The 24,773-nt window shown below is 48.0% G+C and carries 23 protein-coding genes and 3 pseudogenes; 12 read left to right on the top strand and 14 right to left on the bottom strand.

The window, feature by feature from the left end:
• Nucleotides 1–3 precede the first annotated feature (3 nt).
• From nusA to hemE, 4 genes are all read right to left on the bottom strand, one after another.
• A complete protein-coding gene (nusA, locus tag IXB50_RS02350) occupies nt 4–1,353 on the bottom strand; it encodes a transcription termination factor NusA (RefSeq protein WP_215607324.1) in 1,350 nt (449 codons plus the stop codon).
• A 139-nt stretch (nt 1,354–1,492) separates the two neighbouring features.
• Nucleotides 1,493–1,963: a ribosome maturation factor RimP gene (gene rimP, locus IXB50_RS02345; RefSeq protein WP_215607323.1), complete on the bottom strand. Its 471-nt coding sequence runs from the start codon at nt 1,961–1,963 to the stop codon at nt 1,493–1,495.
• A 157-nt stretch (nt 1,964–2,120) separates the two neighbouring features.
• Nucleotides 2,121–3,122 (bottom strand): NAD-dependent epimerase/dehydratase family protein, encoded by a 1,002-nt coding sequence (locus IXB50_RS02340; protein WP_326520706.1) that lies wholly within the window; start codon nt 3,120–3,122, stop codon nt 2,121–2,123.
• Nucleotides 3,123–3,337: 215 nt separating this feature from the next.
• Nucleotides 3,338–4,402 carry a uroporphyrinogen decarboxylase gene (gene hemE, locus IXB50_RS02335; protein WP_215607322.1) on the bottom strand — a complete coding sequence of 355 codons (1,065 nt, stop codon included), beginning with the start codon at nt 4,400–4,402 and terminating at the stop codon, nt 3,338–3,340.
• Nucleotides 4,403–4,612: 210 nt separating this feature from the next.
• On the opposite strand from hemE, the gene IXB50_RS02330 reads away from it, so the two are divergent.
• Nucleotides 4,613–5,116 (top strand): phycobiliprotein lyase, encoded by a 504-nt coding sequence (locus IXB50_RS02330; RefSeq protein ID WP_215607321.1) that lies wholly within the window; start codon nt 4,613–4,615, stop codon nt 5,114–5,116.
• A 2-nt stretch (nt 5,117–5,118) separates the two neighbouring features.
• Here the strand turns inward: IXB50_RS02330 and IXB50_RS02325 are convergent, their stop codons facing one another.
• The 5 genes from IXB50_RS02325 to IXB50_RS02305 form a co-directional block, all read right to left on the bottom strand.
• Entirely contained in the window at nt 5,119–5,832 is a 714-nt protein-coding gene (locus tag IXB50_RS02325) for a hypothetical protein (protein WP_215607320.1), read from the bottom strand.
• 281 nt (nt 5,833–6,113) lie between these two features.
• Nucleotides 6,114–8,651 (bottom strand): DUF3769 domain-containing protein, encoded by a 2,538-nt coding sequence (locus tag IXB50_RS02320; RefSeq protein WP_215607319.1) that lies wholly within the window; start codon nt 8,649–8,651, stop codon nt 6,114–6,116.
• 267 nt (nt 8,652–8,918) lie between these two features.
• Nucleotides 8,919–9,035, bottom strand: coding sequence for a photosystem II reaction center protein I (locus IXB50_RS02315; RefSeq protein WP_215607318.1), 117 nt, complete (start codon nt 9,033–9,035; stop codon nt 8,919–8,921).
• Nucleotides 9,036–9,105: 70 nt separating this feature from the next.
• Nucleotides 9,106–9,987, bottom strand: a complete 882-nt coding sequence (locus IXB50_RS02310; RefSeq protein WP_215607317.1) for an EamA family transporter — start codon at nt 9,985–9,987, stop codon at nt 9,106–9,108.
• Complete coding sequence (locus IXB50_RS02305; protein WP_215607316.1) at nt 9,988–10,317, bottom strand: hypothetical protein; 330 nt, start codon at nt 10,315–10,317, stop codon at nt 9,988–9,990.
• Nucleotides 10,318–10,441: 124 nt separating this feature from the next.
• Between IXB50_RS02305 and aat the strand changes: the two genes are divergently transcribed.
• The 3 genes and pseudogenes from aat to IXB50_RS21950 all read left to right on the top strand — a co-directional run.
• A complete protein-coding gene (gene aat / locus IXB50_RS02300; RefSeq protein ID WP_215607315.1) occupies nt 10,442–11,089 on the top strand; it encodes a leucyl/phenylalanyl-tRNA--protein transferase in 648 nt (215 codons plus the stop codon).
• A 5-nt stretch (nt 11,090–11,094) separates the two neighbouring features.
• Nucleotides 11,095–11,286 carry a hypothetical protein gene (locus IXB50_RS21955; RefSeq protein WP_246564042.1) on the top strand — a complete coding sequence of 64 codons (192 nt, stop codon included), beginning with the start codon at nt 11,095–11,097 and terminating at the stop codon, nt 11,284–11,286.
• A 49-nt stretch (nt 11,287–11,335) separates the two neighbouring features.
• Nucleotides 11,336–11,557: pseudogene (locus IXB50_RS21950) on the top strand (TSUP family transporter); the annotation flags it as partial.
• A 53-nt stretch (nt 11,558–11,610) separates the two neighbouring features.
• Here IXB50_RS21950 and IXB50_RS02290 read toward each other — a convergent pair.
• On the bottom strand, nt 11,611–11,763 hold the full coding sequence (locus IXB50_RS02290) for a hypothetical protein (RefSeq protein WP_215607314.1): 153 nt from the start codon (nt 11,761–11,763) through the stop codon (nt 11,611–11,613).
• 281 nt (nt 11,764–12,044) lie between these two features.
• Between IXB50_RS02290 and IXB50_RS02285 the strand changes: the two genes are divergently transcribed.
• From IXB50_RS02285 to IXB50_RS02275, 5 genes and pseudogenes are all read left to right on the top strand, one after another.
• Nucleotides 12,045–12,395 carry a VOC family protein gene (locus tag IXB50_RS02285; protein WP_215607313.1) on the top strand — a complete coding sequence of 117 codons (351 nt, stop codon included), beginning with the start codon at nt 12,045–12,047 and terminating at the stop codon, nt 12,393–12,395.
• Nucleotides 12,396–12,402: 7 nt separating this feature from the next.
• Complete coding sequence (locus IXB50_RS02280; RefSeq protein ID WP_215607312.1) at nt 12,403–15,075, top strand: MGH1-like glycoside hydrolase domain-containing protein; 2,673 nt, start codon at nt 12,403–12,405, stop codon at nt 15,073–15,075.
• A gap of 23 nt (nt 15,076–15,098) precedes the next feature.
• Nucleotides 15,099–15,335, top strand: a pseudogene (locus IXB50_RS22715) (DUF2283 domain-containing protein).
• Nucleotides 15,336–15,415: 80 nt separating this feature from the next.
• Nucleotides 15,416–15,499, top strand: a pseudogene (locus tag IXB50_RS22710) (VapC toxin family PIN domain ribonuclease); the annotation flags it as partial.
• Nucleotides 15,500–15,686: 187 nt separating this feature from the next.
• A complete protein-coding gene (locus IXB50_RS02275; protein WP_215607311.1) occupies nt 15,687–15,860 on the top strand; it encodes a hypothetical protein in 174 nt (57 codons plus the stop codon).
• On the opposite strand, the gene IXB50_RS02270 is transcribed toward IXB50_RS02275, so the two are convergent.
• Nucleotides 15,850–16,029 carry a hypothetical protein gene (locus IXB50_RS02270; protein WP_215607310.1) on the bottom strand — a complete coding sequence of 60 codons (180 nt, stop codon included), beginning with the start codon at nt 16,027–16,029 and terminating at the stop codon, nt 15,850–15,852. The two genes, IXB50_RS02275 and IXB50_RS02270, sit on opposite strands and share 11 nt — an antisense overlap.
• Nucleotides 16,030–16,384: 355 nt before the next feature.
• On the opposite strand from IXB50_RS02270, the gene IXB50_RS02265 reads away from it, so the two are divergent.
• From IXB50_RS02265 to ypfJ, 3 genes are all read left to right on the top strand, one after another.
• Nucleotides 16,385–19,936 (top strand): DNA polymerase III subunit alpha, encoded by a 3,552-nt coding sequence (locus tag IXB50_RS02265; protein WP_215607309.1) that lies wholly within the window; start codon nt 16,385–16,387, stop codon nt 19,934–19,936.
• A gap of 234 nt (nt 19,937–20,170) precedes the next feature.
• Nucleotides 20,171–20,932 (top strand): lipase family protein, encoded by a 762-nt coding sequence (locus tag IXB50_RS02260; protein ID WP_215607308.1) that lies wholly within the window; start codon nt 20,171–20,173, stop codon nt 20,930–20,932.
• 133 nt (nt 20,933–21,065) lie between these two features.
• A complete protein-coding gene (ypfJ, locus tag IXB50_RS02255) occupies nt 21,066–21,917 on the top strand; it encodes a KPN_02809 family neutral zinc metallopeptidase (RefSeq protein WP_215607307.1) in 852 nt (283 codons plus the stop codon).
• Nucleotides 21,918–21,999: 82 nt separating this feature from the next.
• Here the strand turns inward: ypfJ and IXB50_RS02250 are convergent, their stop codons facing one another.
• From IXB50_RS02250 to IXB50_RS02240, 3 genes are all read right to left on the bottom strand, one after another.
• Nucleotides 22,000–23,112, bottom strand: coding sequence for an S-(hydroxymethyl)glutathione dehydrogenase/class III alcohol dehydrogenase (locus IXB50_RS02250; RefSeq protein ID WP_215607306.1), 1,113 nt, complete (start codon nt 23,110–23,112; stop codon nt 22,000–22,002).
• Between the two features lie 275 nt (nt 23,113–23,387).
• Nucleotides 23,388–24,029, bottom strand: coding sequence for a hypothetical protein (locus tag IXB50_RS02245; RefSeq protein WP_215607305.1), 642 nt, complete (start codon nt 24,027–24,029; stop codon nt 23,388–23,390).
• A complete protein-coding gene (locus IXB50_RS02240; RefSeq protein ID WP_215607304.1) occupies nt 24,026–24,682 on the bottom strand; it encodes a ParA family protein in 657 nt (218 codons plus the stop codon). The genes IXB50_RS02245 and IXB50_RS02240 overlap by 4 nt, the downstream gene beginning before the upstream one ends.
• Nucleotides 24,683–24,773: the final 91 nt, after the last annotated feature.

The following is a 24,773-nucleotide window of genomic DNA, read 5'->3' as shown; positions in this document are numbered from 1 at the left end:
GTTCTATTCCTCCTCTTGGGCGGGGGCTTCCTCGACGATAGCCTCCTCTATTGGCTCTTCGGCATCGGCCGCTGCTTCATCGGCCGCTTTTTGAGCTGCTGCCGCTGCTAGATTGGCAGCTTTAATGGCTTCCATTTGAGCTGCTAAGGCAGCGGCAGCTTCCTCTTCTTGCTGACGTTTGGCTTCTAGTTGAGCGTGTATTTTTTCGTCTTCCGCTTCGTAGTCATACTTGGCGGAGTCTTTGATATCGATTTTCCAGCCGGTTAGGCGTGCTGCTAAGCGCACATTTTGTCCTTCTTTACCAATGGCTAAGCTGAGCTGATCCTCAGGAACAAGAACATGAGCTTGACGATCTTCTGGATTCATCAGTCTCACTTCATCCACTCTTGCAGGGCTGAGGGCATTGGCAATATAGGTAGCTGGATCCGGAGACCAGCGAATGACATCAATTTTTTCACCCCGTAGTTCGTTGACAACTACTTGTATGCGAGATCCTCTGGCTCCAATACATGCACCCACGGGATCAACATCCCGCTCTAGGGTGTCGACGGCAATTTTGGTTCTAGGACCGACAGAACGAGAGGGGGGATTGGCTTCCCGTGCAACAGCTACAATCCGGACTACTTCGTCCTCAATTTCGGGGACTTCATTGGAGAATAGCTCAACAACAAGACTGGCATCTGCACGAGAAACCAGTAATTGTGGACCTCTATGGGAGCCCTCAGAGACTTTTTTGAGAGCTACACGGAATGTGGCGTTGGCTCGATAGTTATCATTGGGGAGCTGATCCCGCTTGAGTAACTCGGCTTCAACATCGGGTTGACCAACACCGCTACTTACAGCCATGATGACGGACTGCCGTTCAAACCTCAGTACGCGTGCTTGCAGGATCGTGCCTTCTAAATCCTGAAATTCTTCCTGAATCAATCGTCGTTGCTGATCTCGTAACTTTTGGGCCAGCACCTGTTTCGTTTGAATGGCAGCCATACGGCCAAAGTCTTTTTGCTCTGGTGTGACATCCAAGACAACCTCATCGCCTATCTGAGCCTCGGGAGCGACTTCAACTACTTCAGCTAAGGAAATTTGATGGTCAGGGTTTTCAACCGCCTCGACAATCATTTTGCTAGACAGGACTCTAAAGCCTTCTTCTTCTGGATCTAGTTCTACAGCGAAATTTTCAAAGTAGTCTTCGTCAAATTGAGCACTATCCATGCGGCGGGTACGACGATAACGCTCATATCCTTTGAGCAAAGCCTCTCGTAGGGCCTGCTCTACCGCAGAACGGGGTAAGTTTCGCTCTCGGCTAATGCCTTCGATCATATCTTGTAGGCTGGGCAGACTTACCATGGACATAGGCTCTCTCCTCTTTCAACAAACGGGGGTGGTGCGGTGCGAATAAAAGTAAGAAATGGTGTAGGTTCAGATATCGTAACGGGGTGACTTTTCTGTAAATTGTGGCTAATCAGTGATGTCGGGTGTGGTGATCATGGTCCTATACTTCAACTTGATTACTTAGTTGTACCGACTCGATTAATTCAATAGGTAATGCAACACGACGGCCTTTTTGGCTAATCGCTAGTTTCTTGTCTGTCCGTTCTAGCAAGGTGCCGATCCACACTTTTTTGCCCTTGTGAGGAGTGTGGAGAATGACTTCGATGGCAAATCCCTTGAAGACGATAAAATCCCGAGCGGTTGTCAGCTGGTTCGAAATTCCAGGACTGGAAACTTCGAGGACGTAGGCATCAGGCAGGGTATTAGACGTTTCGAGTTCTTCGCCTAGAACGATGCTCATGCGTTCACAGTCGTCTAGACTAGTGTCGGTTTGACCGAGGTTGCGAACGTCAATGCGTAAAACGGGTGGACTCTGATTGGTTTGAAAAACCGCGCCCACCACTTCTAACCCCAAGTCAGTGGCAATGGGGGTGGCTATTTCAAGCACCTGTGGGATGACAGGATGGGCCATGGAAACACATACTAATTAACCAAATTAACCAAAATAAAAAGTGGGCCTTGACGTCCCACTTCTCACATAATCATTCTTGAACTGGGCCAGTAACTGTCTCGATAAAAGACATGCCCAGCTAGCTTAAGAACTATGGGCTTTTACTGCGTTACACAGTCTAGCGTGTTTTTCTCTGCTTTGATTCAATTCCTGTGGCTTGAAAAAGCTCGGCAACATTGGAGCAGTAAGTGTCTATGCCGAAGCTGTTAGGTGTCAGGGGATTTTGATAAGTAAAATGACGATACGTTAAACAAAACCTATCCCAGTCTTCCATCCGGACTTTAAAGAGCTTGATGAAAAAGTCTATAAGCCTTTGAGATAAGGGGATACGGAAATAAATAGAACGCCCTAGATAATGGCTGACGGCTGTGACTGCTTCGTCCACGGTCAGAGCTGGGTTGCCTAATACGAGTTCTCTAGAATCATATGCTCGGGGCGTATGCTCGATGAGATGGGTGACGACTGTGGCAACGTCTTGTGCATGAATAAAGTGGAGTGTACCCTCGGCGCTAAAGAAGCGAATTAGATCAATCCACTTAGTGACTTCTGATAAACCGCTGGAGATGTGGGAATAGGGTTTGTTAGTATCTCCCCCAAAGACCAGGGTAGGAAATAGGGTGGTGATTTTTGGGAAAATTGCTAGATCCCTGAGTTTCTGATGACATTGATATTTGCTACGAATATAGTCAAAAGTCACCTGCCCAGCGACATCTAGCGGCTGATTCTGACGGTCTAAGATGCTAGCGGTTGAAAAGTAGAGCACTTGCCTGATCCGATCTGGATCAAGCAGATTCATAATCTTGAGGTTAGCCGTGACATTAATGTCGTAGATTGCGGGTGCTCCTCCCCATGATGTGGCGATGAGGATGGCGCTATCCATCGTGCCTAGCAGGTCTGTGAACTGATCAACTTGGCGAATATCACTCTGCAGTATGTGCACTCTAGACTGGTGGGCAATGTCTAGTTGGAGCTTATTGGGATTGCGCAGCAGCAGAAATAGTTCGTGGTCAGTATGGTCAATCAGACTCTCAAGAACATAGTGGCCGATACAGCCGCTGGCACCGGTAATAAAAATTCTTTGCGGCGTTGACGATTTAATAGTCTGTGCCTGTTCACTCACGGGGTTTAATCGGGGGCAATATCTAAACCTTGTTCACATCCCGAACCATGATTTTCTATCGAAGAATACTCACGGTTGCAATTTGGATGTGTCGCAAGTATCCATACTATTACTTTGCGGACAGTTATGACAGCTGATGTGACGCTTCTTGGATTACGGCATGGAACCCTACAATCTTTACTATTTCAGTTCTAGACTGTAGGGCTCTAAGTTGTTTAGGCAGGCACTGCCAAGAGCTCTTCAAGCTGCTTTGCAGTCTCAAAGAAGTGGGCTGCATTCTCTTCAGGAGTGCCGGGAAGAATGCCATGGCCCAGATTGAGGATATGACCACCACGACCAGCTTTGCGGACAGTATCGAGGATGCGATCGCGAATAAAGTCCTTCGAGCCAAATAGGACACCAGGATCAACATTACCCTGGACCTTCATATTGGGTCCCAGACGACGGCGGGCATCAGCCATATCAACTGTCCAGTCAACACTGATGATATCCACCCCAGACTCGCCCATGATTTCTAGCACGCCAGCACTGCCGCTGATGTAGAGAATCAAAGGGGTGTCGGGGTGAGTTTCTTTCACCTGGCGGACCACCTGTTGCTGATAGGGCAGAGCAAATGTGCGATAGTCTTCAGGGCTAAGCTGACCGGCCCAAGAGTCAAACAGTTGAACTATTTGAGCGCCGCAATCAATCTGGTAGCGCACATAGGCGGCGATGCCGTCTGCTAGGTGACTGAGCAGCTGGTGTAGCATTTTGGGCTCAGAGAAAGCCATTCCCTTGATGACCGAATAGTTTTTGGAGCTTTTACCCTCCACGGCATAGGCTGCTAGGGTCCAAGGAGAGCCAACAAAACCCAGCACGGTAGATGCATTGCCTACTTCCTGACGCAGGGTGGTCAAGATTTGACGGATGAAGGGTAAATCTTCCTCCGGGTTGAGAGGACGTAGGGCATCGATTTGAGCTTGAGTGCGAATTGCAGGTTCAATGATGGGTCCCTTGCTTTCCACAATGTCAAAGGGAATACCCATGCCTGGCAGTGGAGTCAAAATGTCGGAAAACATAATGACGCCATCGGGACGAAACGCACGCCACGGCTGTAGTGAAATCTCAATGGCGAGGTCTGGATTCTCAGAGCGCTCTCGGAAAGACGGATACTTCTCTCGCAGGTCGCGATAGATCTTCATGTACCGACCAGCCTGACGCATCATCCAAACCGGTGGTCGATCCAAGATTTCGCCCTTGGCGGCTCTCAATAGGTAGGGCGTTTGATCGGGTTGGGTCATTGAAATCTCACCACAGACTAAAAAGGTTTTTATTGGCATCTGTTAGCTTATCATTGCGAATTCCCTCCAATGACTTGGGATGGCTGGCTTGCGTGGGTTTTGGCCTATGAGCTAAGGTTTTTTTGCACGACCGTCGCGGCGTAAACTTAAAGTCAGATAACGAATTGTGGCTGCTTGTGTCGCTTTATCCAGATCTAATTCATGCAGAATGTGAACTTTTTTAAAAAGCAAGGGGGGCGCTGGTTTTCGCAGCGCACCACACACTACTTAAAGGCAGGCGAATCGAAGGCTGGTAAATCTGATTTAGAAATTACCTACCTGGATGCGGCTGAGGCAGGTGTGTTGAAGCTCTGTGAGGATGGACATTGCTCTGCTGCCGATGTGTTTGCGGGACTCCGAGTTGTCCAAAAAAGCAGCATTATCGGTGGTGCAACTCGATCGCAGTCGATGACAGTAGTTGCGATCGCAACCGATACATCTACTGGTCAGCTTGTGCGTCAGGTCCCTGGCCAGTCCACCCCCCAAACAAGCCAGTATCAGTTAGAAAATGGTGTACTCACCATCAAGACAGAGGCCAATGGTATTTCTGCCGAAGAACGATGGTGGTTTATTACTGACAACCTACGGATGCGAACGAATGTTCTCAGTGATGGGACTGGCCAAATTATGGCGTCTTTTTGCTCAGAAATTCGTTTAGGAGATGTTAAAGCTTAGGCTTAACCTTTGTTGCGAGGCTTAGGCCGAAACGGTTGAATAGGAGCAGAGGTAGCTGGAGATGCATACACTTTGGATTGTGCTGGAGTGTAGCTGTCCGGCGTAGTAGATGTTTGGGCAAGTGAAAAACTGAGACTGTTGAAAGTTGGTGCTTGCGACATAAGTGCTGTCTCGTATGTCGCATCGCTATCGGGCATATCGGCTTGATAAACCTCGACTAGAGTATCAACATCTTTTACAGGAAATGCTTCTATGGCTAGACCAGAATAATCCGTTCGACTGAAGCTCGATGTTTCTTCCCATTTGTCAATTTTGACATTGCTGTCAGACAAACCTCCTGTCATCGGGATGAACTGAGAGGCAGTTTTTTGGAGGCTGAAACTCGCAGCAGTGTCTTTGGGCTGTGATGCAATATTAGGTGGCAAATGTATGGGTGCGCCAAGGTGTGAAGCAATAATTTGCTCAAACCCAGATGTAAAGTGGCGGACAGGTTGCCCCCGTCGTTCCCAGATAGAGAGGATGTGCTGAACGGAGATAATCTTATATCTTCCCTGGTAGACAGCCTCAATGATGGCATCCCGAATCCAGGGCGCTCGATACTGGTTGAGCCAATATAGGACCTGACTTTCAGGGCCATATGTGTGCAGTTCCAGGCTAAAAGACTTAATGAGCGTAATAGCTTGTTGTGCTTCTCGTTCTATATTTAGTGGCATCATAAGGGCTCACCCATAGAGCAATCTATTAATTGATTCACTGTTAAAGTCATACTTTCCTAATACATTTAGGAAATAATAGTTACAGTTTTATTGAGTAAAAATACTTCTTAACTTTAGCGTTTGTCTTTACGTCTTGATACCGACCTTAAAGTTTGTGGAGGGCTCAGGCCCTTGAGCACATAGATATCCATATCCATAGATGTTTGTGTGATCACAAGGGTTACTAGTATGCCCAGTTTCAAGCAGATATTTGTCTTGGCTCCGCTTATTTAAGGAGAGGCTTAACGTTGTTCTAGTACGCCGCCTTCTACCTGCCGAGTATTACGGTTATCAAAGGGGCTGCCGCTGCCAAGCCAGTTAAAGTCACTGAGTCTAAATCCAATGGAGCCTGTTTCCTGGGTGGGGCTATAGCGAACTACTAATCCATAGGTACGGCGACTATACTCACCAATAATTTCGGTATTAATATCTTCGCCAGTCTCAATGTTGATAGAGGTTTGGAATCCTAGCAAAATAGGGCCAACAATTTGCTGTAAAACTCCAAAGGTCAAAATGCTATCGTCTACGTTGCGATCAAATAAAAAGGGGGAATTATTCCCAGATATTAATTCCTGGTAATACCCCAGGTTAAACCGAGTGTAGTCAAAGAAATTTTTTGAGAGATGACCTATTTGACCGTCGAAACGGATGTCTCCAGCAATAACTTCTTGGAAGTCTCCATTGGTGTAATAGGAGCCCACTCCAAATAGTCCAACCGTCAAGTTCAAAAAAGGAACGATTGGCACAGGGGTGTAACGCAGTCCTTCGGTCTGGGTAGCAGGTAGAGGTTTGCCAAGCCAGAGATTAAAGCCTTTGCTTAAACGAGCACTGCCCTGAAAACGGCCGAGTGTGGTGAGGTCGTCCCCCCCTAACGGTCCATTCAATAAATCAGTACGATCGGTTTTAGCCGTCACCAATTGGCCACCGACTTGGTAAGTCAGATTTAGACCACGACCATCCAAATTTATGACGGGTGATAGTAATACTGATCCGAGGCTAGAACGGACATCTTGAAAACCCAGACTGCCATTAAAAAGGCGATCGCGATAGGTATACTCACTGACTAGCAGATGATTGCCAAGGCGGTAACGATTGCGAATGTTGCCACGGAGATTATCTTCCAGCTCGTTAAAGTTGAAGCTTGTGAGTGTGGCACTGGCTGAGATTTCGGAGCGTGGGCTGATGAGGCTTTTAAAGTCCGCTTCAAGACCAAATACTTCTGAGGCAAGTGCGCCCTGTTCCAACGCACGTTCTACAAAGTACTGAGGTGTGATACTGAAGTTGACAGACTCGTTCCTAACAAGAGGAAACTCGCTTTCTAGAAAAACGCCACCTCGATCACGAGAATCGCTACTGATGCTGACCAAAAAAGGGTTGACCTGGTTTGGGTCAACCGCTCCACGATTAAGTACGTAGCGTGATTTCAAGATTGGCAGTGAGAAAGCTTGGTCAAAGACCAGTTTGGGATCTTCTGTCGTGAGTAGATCAGCCGTTGGTGATAATGTCACTAATGTCATCCGATCCGTCCGAAACTCTAGCTCCGGTGGCGAAAAAGGATCATTGGTAAGTCTGACCTCTTCAGCGACCCAGCTTTCTGAATCGAAGTTGACTCGAGCCGCTTCAAATCTTAGTCGTCTGACGCCACCTCGCGTCTCTGGTAATGAGCCAGGCGTAGCACCGCTAATACTGGAGTTAATTTGTAAGCCCCCTGCAGAGGTGACATTATTAATTGATTGGTCTGGATTGAGCGGATCAAAGACTGATCGACTGGTGAGTGAGCCTTCTAACGGTGATGAAAAGTCATTGGCGAGTCCGGGTAAAAACAGCTCTCCGCGAGTTTCAAAAAGGGTGCCTTCTTCTTGCAAAAGACTATATTCGGCTCTCTCTCCACGAACTTCTTGTTCTCCTCGGGTCAAAATAACGTTGCCTTCCGCTAAGACGTAGCGATTTACTAAATTGACCCACAGTTCATCAGCTAGCAAAAAAGCATTGTTGAGCTTAAACACTACATTGCCCCGAGCCGTAACGACCTGCCTATTAGAGTTGAAGGTTTGAGTATCGGCCGTGATTTCTAGTTTGGCAGGATCTAAAGGTGTTGCGGTATCTTCTGCAGCAGGAGGACTAACTGGTGCCGTTTCAAGAGTTTCCTCTATACTCTCTGGAGTCCCAGAGTCCACAGTCTCTTCTAGATGACTCTCAGCAGGGAGTGGATCAAGGGTGCCTGGTTCTGACCGAACTGGATTGATGACATCGTTGATAACGTCTAAATCCCCTGCCTGGGACTCAATTTTCTCGGCATCTATTGCTGTTGAATCTACGTTGTCTAGATCTAATGAGGGCTCTATATCTTCTGTGTCAATACTTTCAGGGATAACGTGTTCGGGAACCAGGTGTTCAGGGACCGTCGTATCTGAATCCAATACCTCATCCACTTCGTCGTTGATGGTGTCCAGGGTGTTCTCATCAATGATTGCTGGTGGAGTTGCAGTTGGAGTCGCTTGGTCTGGCAGAGGAGGTAATTGGGCCAACTCAGCAAGATTCGGCATCGAGAAATCGTCAGAGGTGAGGACCGAAAGTTGCCTAGATGGGATCAAACTGATTGGAGAGAACGATGGTCCTGAGGCGAGATTAATTGCTTGATGAGGGCTAGGGTGATGACCTGTCAGTAGGGATTGATTCCCTTGATCAACGATTTGCAGATCTGCTGCGCTTCTGGAGAATACTATTTGCTGATTTAAGGGTGGTTCAGGAGGTAAATCGATGGGGGCCATAGAACTCATTAAAAACGGCCAATGGTTAGCTGACGGATGCTAACCCTCATGAACACAAGCGTGAATATGGTTTAGGCACATGGTGATGGGTATGAATACCCTTGGATACATTGGAGCGAGGCATACCAATGTGACATGTCACTGTCTTAATGATCAGGACATTTGCTGAGGTTCCTTGCGAGAAACCGACTTGTATTAAAAGCTCCTTAGCTAAGTTAGCCAAGGAGCCTGATCAAAATTCATTGGAACTCTTTTGGAACTAGCGCTTAGCAGGAATTATTCCATATCTTGGCGGCCAGGGTTTCGAGCAGGGTCACCATTGAGAAAGCCAAAGATGAACAGACCTACAAAGAAGAAAACGGTAAGGTATACAACGATCTTTAGAGTCAGCATCGCGAGTCTCCAAGGATAGACACGTAAATTTATATAAAAACTATTCTATCGCAACATTGAATTCATATTCCTAATCTATGGCCATAATGGCGACTCCACTGACCATAATGGCGGCTCCGAGAAAACGTTCGCGGAGGCCTGTTTCCTCAAACAAGACATAACCGAGCCCTACAGAAATGAGGGCGCTCATTCGTTTAACTGCGATTACTTGGGCGACTGGGGCCATGGTCAACGCAGCAAACTGTAGCGATACGCCTATGGCTAGGAATATTCCGGCTAATCCCACAAATTTGGCCTGGCCTTTGAAGGGATAGAGCACGGCTGGAATCCCCTTTTGCCACATACGCTTTGCTACAAACGGCATCATGCCAATGGCCACTGTGGCAAATAATGACGTGCCCCAAAACAAGGATGATGAGTTTAGGGTGCCGACCTTATCCAAATTGGAGGTGATGCTCCAAATAAAGGCTACACCTACCATGGTCCGACTACCGGGATTGGTCACGATGGCCTGTAACGGTTCCAGGGTAACGCCTTTGCCTGGTTTTAAGTTAAGGACGTAGGAGCCTACAATTAGGAGGACAACCCCGATAGCATCTAGGCCCGTGGGCCATTCCTCCACGATGATGGGCGATGTGATTAGTAGAAACAATGGTGTGAGGGTGATCAATGGGACTGTTAGGGATAAATCGGCAGTCTTAATCGCCCGAAAATATAAGGTAAAGGCCAAAATATTGAGACTGCCGCCTATCAGGATAGCTTTTCCATAGCCGGGGCCTAAGCTAGGTATCCCTTCAGTCGCCAGCATCAAGCTGCCCATCAATAGGGCTCCTATCAGGCTAAAACCTAATAGAACTGAATATTCATCGAGAGATTTGAGTGCTTGTTTGCTGGTGGCGTCTTTGAGCGCTTCGCATAGGGCAGTGCCACTAGAAAATAGGAGCCAGATCATTTAGGCACCACAGCAGCGATCGATGCCAAGGCTGTCTAATAGCAGATCGCCGACGGCGTTGGCGACGGAAAATTCACTGTAAAAGCTTTTGGAGAAGTCAAACGCCTGCATCTCTGTCAAAATTGCCATCACTAAAGGGATGAGTTCGTTTTCCCCTTCCATGCGTTGGCGTACAAAGACTTGGGATGCGCGTTGAGCGATGTCTTGGTTGACAGCTTCTGGCAAAAATTCGGTATCTAACCATTTTTGTAGCGATGCTTGGAGCCATTCGCCTTCCTGTTTTGGGTTTGTGGATGGCGGTAACGTGACGGATTGAATCGGTTCAGTCATGACGAATGCTGTAGCGTAAGCGATGCTTTTTTCGTTTTAGGTTCTTTTAGGGTAAGTTCTTTTAGGCTACGGTAGGAGAAGCGTTTGAAGAATGTAACGGGCGAGTCCCTCTGTCACAGCTGCTATGGCTTACTCGATTCCCCACATTTTGCAATGCTACGCCCGAGGCTATTTTTTGATGGCAGATAGCGACTACCAAACGCTGAATTGGTATTCCAGTCGCAAACGAGCATTGATTCCATTGGATGAGCGGTTTCATTACCCAAAGTCCCTCCGTCGAGTCATTAATCAAAATCGGTTTGAGGTTGCGTTTAATCGAGATTTTGATGGCGTGATTGAAGGATGCGCTAATCGTGAGACGACCTGGATTTCTGATGAACTCAAGGCGATTTATCGCATGCTTCATCGGGCAGGTCATGCCCATAGTTTTGAGACATGGCAAGGTGATCAGCTAGCAGGGGGAGTTTTAGGGATTGTACTCGGTGGAGCTTTTATTGGTGAGTCGATGTTTTTTACTATTCCTGATGGTTCTAAGGTGGCGATGGTGAAATTGGTGGAGTGGTTGCGATCGCAAAACTTTCTCCTCTTCGATGCCCAAATGATGAACCCTCACCTGGAGCGCTTTGGTGCATACGTCGTCGAGGCCGAAGTTTACGAAAATATTCTCTATCAAGCGATTCATCGCCAGTGCCAATTTTTGCCCACTTCTGCTATTCCTCGGAGTAAAAACATTGATTACCCTCGACAGTGGAGTGCAGGCAGCGAGGAATAGGGCAAATGGAGATAATTCCTGATATTAGCCCTGGTTTTATGACCGCTAGCTTTCTGGCGTCGTTTGCTGCGTGCTTTTTCTCTAGTTTGGCCGGTGGCGGTGCGGGGTTAATCTTGCTTCCCATCCTCTTATTGCTGGGTTGCCGTTTGTTAACGCTTTGGCATGCCACAAGTTGGCCGTCGGCTTTATTGGTTTAGGTAGTGGCTATCGCTATAGCAAAGCTGGTACGACCAGCTCCATGCCACGGCCATGACTCTATCGGCCAACGGGATTTTTTGGAATATGATTGGGGCCGCATCCCATGTATTTCTGGGTCATACCATTTGGGTCTTAGCCCCTGGTCTGGTTGCTGGGGCCCTGCTGGGCAGTTACTGTGGAGCCAGTTTGGGCATTAAAAAGGGCAATAAGTTTCTGCGCTTTATTTTTCTGACGTCAGCGTCTGTTACCGGTCTGTTGTTATTGAGATAGGGGGGCGTTATGGGGAAAATTTATCAGGCATCCACTACGGGATGCCTCTACGATTATTGTTCTAGGGATGAGCGCACGACCCATTGACAGACGAGTTTGCCGTTCAATGTTTGCCAGGTTGCAACTAGTTGAGATCGCTTATCCGGTCGGGAGTCCTTTGCAGGAATGGCGCGATAAATAGTAGCTGGATTTGTATAAGTAATCATAAGGGTGCACTCCTTAGTTTTTATGATTTAGGATTGCTGATTCTCAGGACACCTTACTCTGGCTGATCGGAATAACACGCTTCAATACAAGGGAACGGTATCCAGATGTTCAGCAGCAACTTTTTCTGATGTTTAATGTATGGAAGGATACATTTTCTGTTTGAGGATTTCGGATGCAGCCTAAAAAGTGCAACGTTTTTTGGATTGCATCTGGCCACTATCAGCTCCTCTCAATTTGCCATTGCCCTTGTTAATAAGACGGTCTGGCCTCAGGTCAGCTTTTGTGTAACGAAAAAATAAGACTGCTGCCTGTACAAGCGATCGAGCTGGCGAAAAGATGGCGGAGCTGCTCAACGGGGGAGTTGTTTGTGGGGATTGATGATATTGCTATAGATGTTTCAAAGACTGAAGCTAGTCTGGTCTTTTACCAAGATTCACTGGCGTTAGAGCTGCTAGGAGAGAGTTTTAACAATGACCTCTGGCATTGGGATATCACCATGGTAGTTGCTGATGCAACTGCTGCCGCTGAACGGCTACAACAGGCTGGTGTGCCCTTGATTTCGTCGTGTAGGGGCGGTTCATGCAACGCCCCTACACGACGTTTGCCCATTGCTCCTGCCCATTGCCTCTAAAATCACCATGACCGCAGAATACGAACGCCTACAAAATAACGTTTGGAAATCCTGGGGACCTTATCTCAGCGAACGCCAGTGGGGCACTGTTCGCGAAGATTACAGCGCCACCGGCGAGGCCTGGGATTATTTCTCTCATGATCAGTCCCATAAGCGGGCCTATCGCTGGGGCGAGGATGGTCTGTTGGGAATTTCTGATACTCAGCAACGTCTATGTTTTTCCCTAGCGCTCTGGAACGGCGAAGATCCGGTTCTCAAGGAGCGGCTGTTTGGTTTAACGGGGAGCCAGGGAAACCATGGTGAGGATGTGAAGGAATACTATTTTTACCTGGATAGTACGCCCACCCATTCTTATATGAAGGCGCTCTATAAATATCCCCAGGCAGCCTATCCCTATGGTGATTTAGTGGAGGAAAATCAGCGGCGCGATCGCACTTCCCTAGAATACGAACTCCTGGACACTGGCGTCTTTGATGAAAATCGCTATTTCGACGTTTTCATTGAATATGCCAAGGCTGACCCCGAGGATATCCTGATCCAGGTTACCGTTGTGAACCGAGGGCCAGAATTAAAAACGCTGACTGTGTTACCCACCCTCTGGTTTCGTAACACGTGGAGTTGGGAAGAAAATGCAGAAAAACCGATTCTCAAACTAGCAGATACTCAACCAGGCTTTAGTACTCTAGAAGCTTCCCATCCCAATGTGGGTAATCGCTGGCTCTACTGTCAGAGTAAAAGTTCAGCACAATCTGCTCCGATTCTATTCACTGAGAATGAGACTAACTACCAGGCTGTCTTTGGTGCTGCCAATGTAACGCCCTATGTCAAGGATGCCTTCCACCGCTATGTGATTCAGGGTGAGGTAGATGCTGTTAATCCTGGACTGACAGGGACTAAGGCGGCGGCGCACTATACTTTGTCGGTGGGGCCTGGAGAGAGCCAGGTGATTTGGCTAAGACTGAGCGATCAGTCCCAACTGGCAGATCCGTTTGGAGAGTCTTTCTCAACCGCCCTGACCGCTCGCCAACAGGATGCGGATGTTTTTTATCAGGATGTTTCACCGTTTCCCATGGAGGCTGAGCAACGTGCGGTGCAACGTCAGGCCTTTGCTGGCCTGCTATGGAGCAAACAATATTTTGGTTTCGATGTAAATCGCTGGCTCAAGGGCGATCCAACGACGCCCACACCACCGGAAAGCCGTCGGCGTAATCATCAATGGACCCATCTGGATGCGGAGGATATTATCTCCATGCCGGATAAGTGGGAGTATCCCTGGTTTGCGGCCTGGGACTTGGCATTTCACTGTATTCCCATTGCCATGGTGGATCCGGAGTTCGCTAAGTATCAGTTGGATATCATGACGCGGGAGTGGTACATGCATCCCAATGGTCAGATTCCTGCTTATGAGTGGGCGTTTGGGGATGTGAATCCGCCTGTACATGCCTGGGCAACCTGGCGGGTTTATAAGATTGAGCAGAAGGTGAGTGGGAAGTGCGATCGCACCTTCCTGGAGCGAGTTTTCCAAAAGCTCCTGCTTAACTTCACCTGGTGGGTCAATCGCAAAGACGCCGAAGGCAGCAATGTTTTTGAAGGCGGCTTTCTCGGTCTTGATAATATTGGTGTCTTTGATCGCAGTTCTGCTTTACCTACCGGAGGCCATCTAGAACAGTCCGACGGCACGAGCTGGATGGCCATGTACTGTTTGAATATGCTCACCATTGCCCTGGAGCTGGCCAAGGAAAACCCAGTTTATGAGGACATGGCCACCAAGTTTTTTGAGCATTTTCTCTACATTGCCGATGCGATGAACAACATTGGCCAGGAGCGATCGCAGCTGTGGGATGCCGAAGATGGCTTTTTCTACGATGTCCTGCAGTTTCCCAATGGCGCTCGTCAGCGGCTGAAGGTGCGCTCCATGGTGGGCCTGATTCCGCTGTTTGCGGTGACCACCCTGGAACCGGAGTTGCTGGAGCAGGTGCCTGGGTTTAAGGAACGGTTGGAGTGGTTTATCGAAAACCGCGCCGATCTGAAAAAGAATGTGGCTTGCATGGAAACTCGTGGTGTCGGTGCTCGCCGCATGTTGGCCCTTTGTTATGCAACTTTGGGAGAGGTGGAACCGACCGACAAACTGCGCTGTATCCTCACCAAGCTGCTAGATGAAAAGGAATTTCTCAGTCCCTACGGTATTCGGGCTCTATCGCGATATCACGCTGAGAATCCCTATGTTTTTAAGTCTAATGGCGAAGAGTTTCGCGTGAACTATGAACCGGCAGAATCTAGCAGTGGCTTATTTGGCGGCAATTCGAACTGGCGTGGACCGATCTGGTTTCCGGTGAACTATCTGCTGATTGAGTCGTTGCAAAAGTTTCACCATTATCTAGGCGAGGACTTTAAGATTGAGTGCCCCACCGGGTCAGGGCACTGGATGAATCTGTGGGAAGTAGCAACGGAAATTTCTCAACGGCTGACCCGCATTTTTCTGCCAGATGAACAAGGAAATCGTCCGGTATATGGAGGTGGGTCATTTCCGTTTCAGCAGGATCCCCACTGGCAAGACTATATTCTTTTCCATGAATATTTCCATGGTGACAATGGTGCCGGTATCGGAGCCAGTCATCAGACGGGGTGGACTGGCCTAGTGGCTAAGTTGATTCAGCAACAAAGTGAATATGGTATATGAGTGATTCAAGGAGAAGACATAATATGGCCGACCGACGCTTAGTCTTCCGTTATGATCGTGAGGGCGACATCCTATATATCGATTAATGTGCTCCCTATGCAGAGCAGGAATCTGAGGAAATAGGTAATGAGGTCATTGCTCGCCTAAATCCCGACTCTGGCATCGTTGAAAACTTAGAGATTCTATTTTTCTCGAAACGGTTGATGTCTAACGAGCAGCTAGAGTTGCCCATCGAGATGGATTTACGTTTGGCCAGCTAGTTGAAATAGAAAAACGAAGGCATTGAAAGTACCCAGAGATGTAATTTCAAATCTATATGTCATGATTGCCGTAGCGGCTTCTGGAGCATGGCTTAACCGTAGTCACCCGTAATCCAGCAGACTTTGAAAAGACAGGCGTGCAACTGCTAAATCCTTTCACTTGAACCTTAACTAGATCGCCAACCATCAATCATTTCACCAACGGTTGGACCAATCGCATCAGTTATCCACGGCAGATTTCGACAAAGCTCAGCCGCCGCCCATAAGGGGATGCCCCTGCGTGGTTGAGATCGCCTCAGCTCATTGATTCCTAAGACTAAAATAAGACAATCACTGGCTAAAGACTCTCAAATGGCTAAATCTAAAGCTGAGGCAGATCATCAACAGGCTGTCGAAACGAAAAAACTGCTGGCCAGAGCAGACGCTATTACAGCCCAGACCAACCAAGCAATAGACAGTCTGAGCAGTTCCTGGGCAATCCTGGTCGAAGACATCGTCGGACTACCGAAGTGGGTCAGCGGGTAGCTGAGGATTTTCCTGAGTTGTTAGCGATAGGTTTTCCTGGGTCTAAAACCTCTAAGTAGTCGGCCAATTTTTTCCACTCATGGGCTGCCCTTGCATTGCCTGTATCAGCGGCAAACCTTAGGGCATCGATAATTTTATCCTTTTGGCTTTCGGTGATTATGTAGTTCATCGTTTTGGGTCCTTGTATTAGTCTTTAATCTTTGAGCTGCTCAGCTCCAGCATTAGGTACTTTACCCTTTTGTCTTCTCATTGCTTTTATATGATTGAGGCGTCAGAAAATCTGTAATTTTGAATTCATTTGAGCTGGCAATATCTGATTAAAAAGCTCAGCACTTGAACTAACTGCTGCATGGAACTGAGTGCTAAGTCACAGATCGATTCATTAAAAAACCATTCGTTAAATTAACTAGATGTAGCGCTATAAATCGGCTAACCTGAGTGCAGACTCTACAGCTAGTGGCTAGGCTAACGCTTCAAACCACAAAAACTATAGAGTATACTTGTACTAAAGACGGGCGATTTCTATGTCCTTTGTTGGTCTGCATATCCACAGCGATTACAGCTTGCTCGACGGAGCCAGTCAGCTGACACCGTTGGCCGAAAAAGCGGTCGAGATGGGTATGCCCGCCATTGCCCTCACCGATCACGGTGTCATGTACGGGGCCATCGAACTGATCAAAACCTGCAACAAGGTCGGCATCAAGCCCATTATTGGCAACGAGATGTATCTGATCAATGGGGACATCACCAAGCAAGAAAAACGCCCCCGCTATCACCAGGTCATCCTCGCCAAAAATACCCAAGGCTACAAAAACCTGGTGAAACTCACCACCAAGTCCCACCTGGATGGTGTCCAAGGTCGCGGCATCTTTTCTCGGCCCTGCATCAATAAAGACCTGCTGGAGCAATACCACGAGGGCTTGATCGTTACCAGCGCCTGCCTCGGTGGAGAAGTGCCCCAGGCCATCATGCAAAATCGCCTCGATGTCGCCTACCGCGTAGCCAAGTGGTACAAAGACCTTTTTGGCGAAGACTACTACTTAGAAATCCAAGACCACGGCTCGCCCGAAGACCGTATCGTGAATGTGGAAATCGTCCGCATTGCCCGCGAGCTAGATATCAAAATTATTGCCACTAACGACTCTCACTTCATTTCCTGTGTGGATGTGGAAGCCCATGATGCTCTGCTCTGCATACAGACCGGCAAGCTTGTCACTGAAGATAAACGTCTGCGCTATAGCGGTACCGAATACCTCAAATCCGCTGACGAAATGCGTCGCCTTTTCCGCGACCACCTACCCCAGGACGTGATCGACGAAGCTGTTGTCACCACTTTAGAAGTGGCGGAAAAAATTGAAGAGTACGACATTCTTGGTAATCCCCAGATTCCTAATTTCCCTGTGCCCGCAGGCCATACCGGCGAAACCTACATGGCCAAAGTGTCCCGCGATGGCTTACTCGAACGGTTAAACATCCCCTTTTACGACGACGCACCATCGGAGTACAAAGCACGGCTGGAATACGAAATCCAGATGATGCACCAGATGGGTTTCGCTACATACTTTTTAGTGGTTTGGGACTATATCAAGTTCGCCCGTGATACCAAGATCCCCGTAGGACCAGGTCGTGGTTCAGCCGCTGGTTCCCTGGTAGCCTACTGCATGGGCATTACCAATATTGATCCGGTACACCATGGCCTTCTGTTCGAGCGCTTCTTAAACCCTGAGCGTAAGTCCATGCCTGATGTGGATACCGACTTTTGCATCGAGAAACGGGAGAAGGTGATCGAGTACGTCACCGAGAAATATGGTAAGGACCACGTTGCTCAGATCATCACCTTTAACCGCATGACCTCTAAGGCGGTACTTAAGGATGTGGCCCGCGTATTGGATATTCCCTACGGCGAGTCCGACAAAATGGCGAAGATGATCCCAGTGGCTCGGGGTAAGCCCACCAAGCTCAAGGTGATGATCGACCCTGAAAATACCCCTGAGAAAGCGTTTCAGGAAAAGTATGCCAGTGGTGACCTGGTGCCAGGTACAGCGGTTACTTTCCAGCGATGGCTAGATATGGCCATCACCATTGAGGGTACGAACAAAACCTTTGGCATGCATGCGGCGGGTGTGGTGATTTCAGCGAAGCCGTTGGATGAACTGGTGCCGCTGCAGCGTAATAATGACGGCGCGGTGATCACCCAGTACTACATGGAAGATGTAGAAGCTGTCGGTCTTCTGAAGATGGACTTTTTGGGACTGCGCAACCTCACCATGATTCAAAAAGCGGTGGATTATGTGGAGCAGACCCGTGGTGAAACCATTGATATGGATAAGGTTGCCTATAACGATCCAGAAACTTATCAGCTACTGAGTCGTGGTGAATTAGGGGGAGTATTCCAGCTTGAATCTTCTGGTATGCGCCAGATTGTGAAGGATCTCAAGCCCGATGGCTTGGATGATATTTCGTCAGTTCTAGCTCTGTACCGCCCCGGTCCACTGGATGCAGGGTTGATTCCTAAGTTTATTAACCGTAAGCATGGTCGGGAGCAGATCGACTACCCTCACGAACTGATTCAGCCGATTTTAGAAGAGACCTACGGCATCATGATCTTCCAGGAGCAGATCATGAAAATTGCTCAGGATATGGCAGGTTACTCTCTGGGAGAAGCAGACCTCCTACGTCGGGCTATGGGTAAGAAAAAGCAGTCTGCCATGGACATGCACCGGGGCAAATTCATCGAGGGCTCGATGAACAATGGTGTACCCCAAAAGACCGTCGAAGCCCTCTGGGACCAGATGGTGAACTTTGCGCAATATTGCTTTAATAAAAGCCATTCCATGGCCTATGGCTATGTCACCTATCAGACGGCATACCTGAAGGCTAATTACCCCGTTGAGTATATGGCGGCATTACTGACAGCTATCAGTGGTGACCAGGATAAGGTGCAGATGCATATTGCTAACTGCGTCAGTATGGGGATTGAGGTGCTGCCGCCGGATGTGAACCGTTCGGGTGTGGACTTTACGCCGGAGAATGATTGCATTTTGTTTGGGCTATCAGCGGTGCGGAATGTGGGTCTGGGGGCGATTGAGACGCTGATTCAGAACCGGGAGGAGGATGGACCGTTTACGTCGTTGCCGGAGTTGTGCGATCGCATCGATCTTCGCGCCGTCAACCGCCGTGCCTTAGAAGCTCTGGTGCATTCCGGGGCCCTAGACAGCCTCAACAACAACCGTCGTCAGCTCAATGCCGACCTCGAATTTGTCGTTGACTGGGCTCAGTCGCGAGCAAAAGATCGTGAAATCGGTCAAGGTAATATCTTTGACATGATGCTGGCCGGTAGTGATACAGCGACGCCGAGTGAAAGTGGTGGCAAGAATAATGCTGGTGCGTACGAAGCAGCTCCCAAGGCTCCGTCTATGGAGGAGTACGATCCCCAAGAACGACTGCGCCTAGAGAAAGAACTGCTAGGCTTCTATATCTCCGACCATCCCCTCAAGTCAGTTCAACGTCCAGCTCGGATCTTGGCTCCTATCAGCCTGGCGGAGTTAGCCGAACAGCCTGAGAAACTTACCCTTAGCGCTATTGTCATGATCAGCGCCATGAAACCTATCACCACCAAAAAAGGTGACAGTATGGCAATTCTTCAGATTGAGGACCTCAGCGGCCAAGCCGAGGCAGTTGTTTTTCCACGTGCCTATGCCCGTATTGGGATGCATATCAAAGCTGATGCCCGACTGATGATTTGGGGTAAGGTCGATCGTCGAGATGACCAGGTGCAGCTGATTGTCGATGATGCTGAGCCGATTGAAGATGTGCGTTTGGTTACTGTTGAGCTACCTCCATCCATTGCCGGAGATATTGTTCAGCAAAATCGTCTACGTAATGTGATTCAAAATCAACAGGGGGAAGACAAACGTGAGGCCAAAATTCCTGTAGTCGCTATGATTACTCATCAGGGCCATCGGCAGGTGGTGCGCCTTGGGGCCCAGTTTCGTGTAAAAGATCCTGATGAAGCTGTTTCAGCCCTCAAAGCCGCTGACTTTAAAGCAAAGACTTCTCCCTTGGTAAGTGCTTAAACAAGCTAATCACCCTCTAAGTCAGCATATTGATGAGCACTATAGGGTGCAATAGACAATCTGGGGTATGTATCCGCACTGTTGCAGTTAGCGAATACAGAGTGGCTAACTTTGAAGTCAGTGGTTTGGGATATTGCTGCTAAGGCTTAATTTTTATCACTTACTAGTAGAGATAGCCGATCTCTACGACACACTTATCCCATAGGGTCTGATATAGGGGTAAGCACTTAATTGATGGAACTAGACTACGAGATTGCTTTACGTTGTGCCCATCTATCTAACGAGGTCTACAGAGCCTTCACGGATGAGCTTCGCTTCAGTATGCGTCCTAGCCTTACGCCAAAACTGTTTGATATCCAGCGCACTGATACACAGGTCGCTTTATTAGAAGATCCTGATACTCAATGTGGATACGTGGTTTTTCGAGGCAGTGATGCTGATCGAGACTGGCTGACTAATTTAGATTTTTCGCGCTGGTCTGCCGTAACAGATGCGGTTCTGGATGATAGGCAGCTAGACTATCCAGATGTTTATGAAGCTTCGAGATCTGGTGTCAAGATACACTCAGGTTTTACCAAGGCTTATCTTGCGGCTCGTTCTGAAATCCATGCCGTTGTTCAGAAAAGCGTAATGACTCGCTGGGTAATGACGGGCCATAGTTTGGGGGGAGCTTTGGCAAAACTGTGTGCCGTAGATTTGCAGTACAATTTTTCCCCAAAAATCTCAGTTGAGGTCTATACCTTTGGGGCTCCGCGTGTGGGTAACAAGGCGTTTGCAGAGTCCTATAATCGCCGTGTCCTTAATTCCTGGCGGTTTGTCAATGGCAATGATGTCGTCAGCGGCTTGCCCCGTCGTTGGCAAAGGTATCGACATGTCAACACGCGCATTAGGCTTGGGTCTATGGCTAGCTGGCGGATTATTTCAGGTAGCTTGCAAGATCATCGGATCGATCGCTATATTTCCGCCCTGACGAAGCGCGCTTCCGAGCAAAAATAAGCTACCGAATGCTAAGAGATTCCTTTGTTTGCATTACTGCCATAGGCGGCAATGGTATATTCCGGGTAAGTACGGAGTATTCATCATCCGGCTATTACAATTTAACCTGAGACGACATCAGTAAGGGGCAGCTATGAAGAAAACGGGGCGGCGTAGTAGTAATATTGATGACCGCCGTGGTGGCAACAGTTCCCTTGTTGTCGGTGGTGGTGGTTTAGGTGCTTTAGTTCTGGCAGTGGTTGTCACTCTGATCACTGGAGATCCGGGACCTATTTTAGACCAGGTAGTTGCTCCAACATCTCAGGCTCCTACCCAACAAGGTCAAACATCTCCTGCTGAGGATCAGCTCGCTGATTTTACGTCTGTTGTATTGGCTGATACCGAGGATACGTGGCATCAGATTTTTCGAGAAGAAATTGGCCAGCAATACCAGGAGCCTACTTTAGTGTTGTTTTCTGGTGCAGTGCAGTCTGCTTGTGGTGCAGCTCAATCTGCCATGGGGCCTTTTTACTGTCCAGCTGATCAAAAAGTCTACATAGACCTGAGTTTTTATCGTGATCTAAAGAGTCGCCATCAGGCACCGGGCGATTTTGCCCAAGCATATGTTGTGGCTCATGAAGTCGGTCACCATGTGCAGAATATCTTGGGTATATCCAATGAGGTACGACAGCTGCAAAGCCGTGCCAGCAAGGCCGAAGCTAACCAGCTTTCGGTACGTTTAGAACTGCAGGCAGATTGTTTTGCTGGCGTGTGGGCAAACCGTGCTGATAAAGCTCGCGATATCCTAGAGCGTGGTGATATTGAAGAAGCTCTGAATGCGGCTAGTCAAATTGGTGATGACCGCCTTCAGGAACAATCCCGTGGTTTTGTGGTGCCTGAATCCTTTACCCATGGTAGCTCTGCCCAACGTATGCGTTGGTTTAAGCAAGGGTTAGCCACTGGTGACATTGAACAGTGCAATACGTTTGCCACTAATCAAATCTAGACGCTGGCTAAGTATATATTCTGGGTCATGCCAATCTTATTGGGCTCACCCTTTATTTATTAAAGGGATGTATACAGCTACGCTAATCAAACGTGACTACGCTACGAATCGACTTACCTGCGTGCATAACGTCAAAGGCTTCGTTGATGTCTTCCAGGGAAAATGTATGGGTTATCAAGTCATCAATATTGATTTTCCCATCCATATACCAATCTACAATTTTGGGAACATCAGTACGCCCTTTCGCTCCACCAAATGCAGTGCCTTTCCAAACTCTTCCTGTAACTAATTGAAAGGGACGAGTAGAAATTTCTTGTCCTGATGCGGCTACGCCAATAATAATGCTTTCACCCCAGCCCTTGTGGCAGCATTCTAATGCTTGACGCATTACCTGTACATTGCCAATACATTCAAAGCTATAGTCAGCGCCTCCCTTAGTTAACTCCACAAGATAAGGAACGAGCTCTTCTCCAATTTCCTGAGGATTCACAAAGTGAGTCATCCCAAATTTTTCTGCTAGGGCTTTTTTCCCAGGATTAATATCGACGCCCACAATCATGTCTGCTCCTACTAAGCGGCAACCCTGAATGACATTCAGGCCAATGCCTCCTAGACCAAACACAATGACGTTGGCACCTGGTTCTACCTTCGCCGTATTAATGACTGCTCCGATGCCGGTGGTCACGCCACAGCCGACATAGCACACCTTATCGAAGGGAGCGTCTTCACGAATCTTGGCTAGGGATATTTCAGGCACGACAGTATAGTTAGCGAACGTCGACGTACCCATGTAGTGATAGATAGGTTTGTTATTTAACCGAAAACGACTAGTCCCATCCGGCATCAGCCCACGTCCCTGGGTGCTACGAATAGACTGACATAGATTTGTTTTGCCGCTTAAACAATACTCACAAGCACGACATTCAGGCACATATAGAGGGATGACATGATCACCTGGCCGCAGGCTTTTGACATCGGCTCCCACTTCCACAACGACTCCGGCCCCTTCATGCCCCAAAACCGCTGGAAATAAGCCTTCTGGATCTTTCCCCGAGAGAGTATAAGCGTCTGTATGACATATGCCTGTCGCTTTTATCTCGACTAATACCTCACCTGTCCTTGGTCCATCTAGGGTGAGCTTTTCTATCGTTAGAGGTTGCCCAGCCTGATGTGCAACAGCGGCTCTCACGTCCATCACTATACCTCTCAAAATTTCTGTCAGATTAATGGATATAGATGACTGGAAGTCAACTCGTTATTCAACTGTAAAGAAACGCCATGAGAATATATGAGTTGATGGATAGCAGGGCCTATGTATTAAACCTTGTCCACGTCCAGGACGGTCGTTTTACCGTGGGAGAAACTACAGGTTTCAAGTTGGACGTGGTTTAGCTCAACCCAGTACAGACAAATATACTTTTTAGGTTTGGCCGCATAAAACTGTAAGAGACATCAATAGTATTGGTGTTCCTAATCAACCCAACCAATATCATCGTCAGACAGCATGCTATTGTGCTCACCGCGTTGAATGGCATATTCAGGAATGGTTTTATAGCTTCTGGGGCGGTTACGTAGACTGAGCGTATTACGATTTGTTGCTAGATCTGCACCATGGATTACTTGCTGCTTGGGCTCTTCTGTCTTTTCTGCTGCTTCCGCTTGGGCTGCTGTGATTTTACGGATGGTGTCTTTGGCAGTTTCTAGTTCTGCTGTAGCTTTAGTTAACTCTTCTACCTTATCGGCGGTAGCTTTTTGCGATGCGGATAACTCATCTTTAAGTTCAAAGATTCTGGTTTGATGAGTTTCTATATCTTCCTGCAGTCCAGTAATTTGTGTTTGAGCTTTTTTGAGAGCGGTTTCTAATTCTGCCAACTTTTTCTCGAGGGCTTTAGTACTGCTATTTACCGCCGCTTTTTTAGCTGTAGCAGTAGTAGCAACGGTTTTACTAGTGCGCTTTTTTGTTCGGGCTGTTTCAGTGGATTTCTGCTCAGTGGCGCTAGGCGACTCAGAGTCTGACTGAGTCTGTGATGCGATTTTTGCTGGAGTTTGCTCGGTTTCGTTGGTTTTCTCGACTTCTTCTTTGAGTAGGTCGGCGATGCGTTTTTTAGTCATAGTCTTTTCCAGTCCCTTAGGACTTCAGCGGCAACTCTGTAATAGTCGGCCTGCGCTTCTTGAGCGTTGGGCCCCTTCCATTGACTGATAGCGCAACCTTCCATGGCAGCTCTTTCGTGGGCCTTGTAGTTTCGTATGTACGTTTGAAAAGCCGAAATATCCAACTTCTCCAGCATGGTTTGAGCTTCTTGCGCTTCTTTTAAACTACGGGAATCAACCTTTGTCAGCAATACCCGATGAAAAACCCCAGAGGGTTGAACGATGGTTTTGACGGTGGTGATTAAAGCCGTGACATCCATCGGAGCTGGGGGGGTAGGTAGTAGCAAATAGTCTGCCACTGTTAACACAGCCCCTAAGGACTTAGAGTGTAGCGCTGGGGGGGTATCAACCACAATAAGCTCGTAATCTTCAAGGGCTTTGAGCCGCTTCAACATTGTGATATCTGTCTCATGGGAAAAGTCAAAGGCTTGATGTATTCGTTCCAGCCACCAGGTGGCAGACCTCTGGATATCGCTATCTAGTAGTAAAACTCGCCGATCTTCTGCAAAAATTGCAGCCAAATTAACGGCAGTGGTTGTTTTTCCTACTCCACCCTTACCGTTAAGAATAACTAATACCTTCGGGGCGACCTGTTTTTCTTTTACCTTAGCCACGACTCATCACAGCAATACAATAGTACTTGTAATCTTATGTTTGAAGAAACCTACATCTAGATACATCACTTGGTTAGGCATAGGTCAAACT

This window comes from Leptothoe spongobia TAU-MAC 1115, from assembly GCF_018739885.1.
GTDB lineage: Bacteria > Cyanobacteriota > Cyanobacteriia > Phormidesmidales > Phormidesmidaceae > Leptothoe > Leptothoe spongobia.
This window is presented reverse-complemented; position numbering and strand designations above follow the sequence as displayed.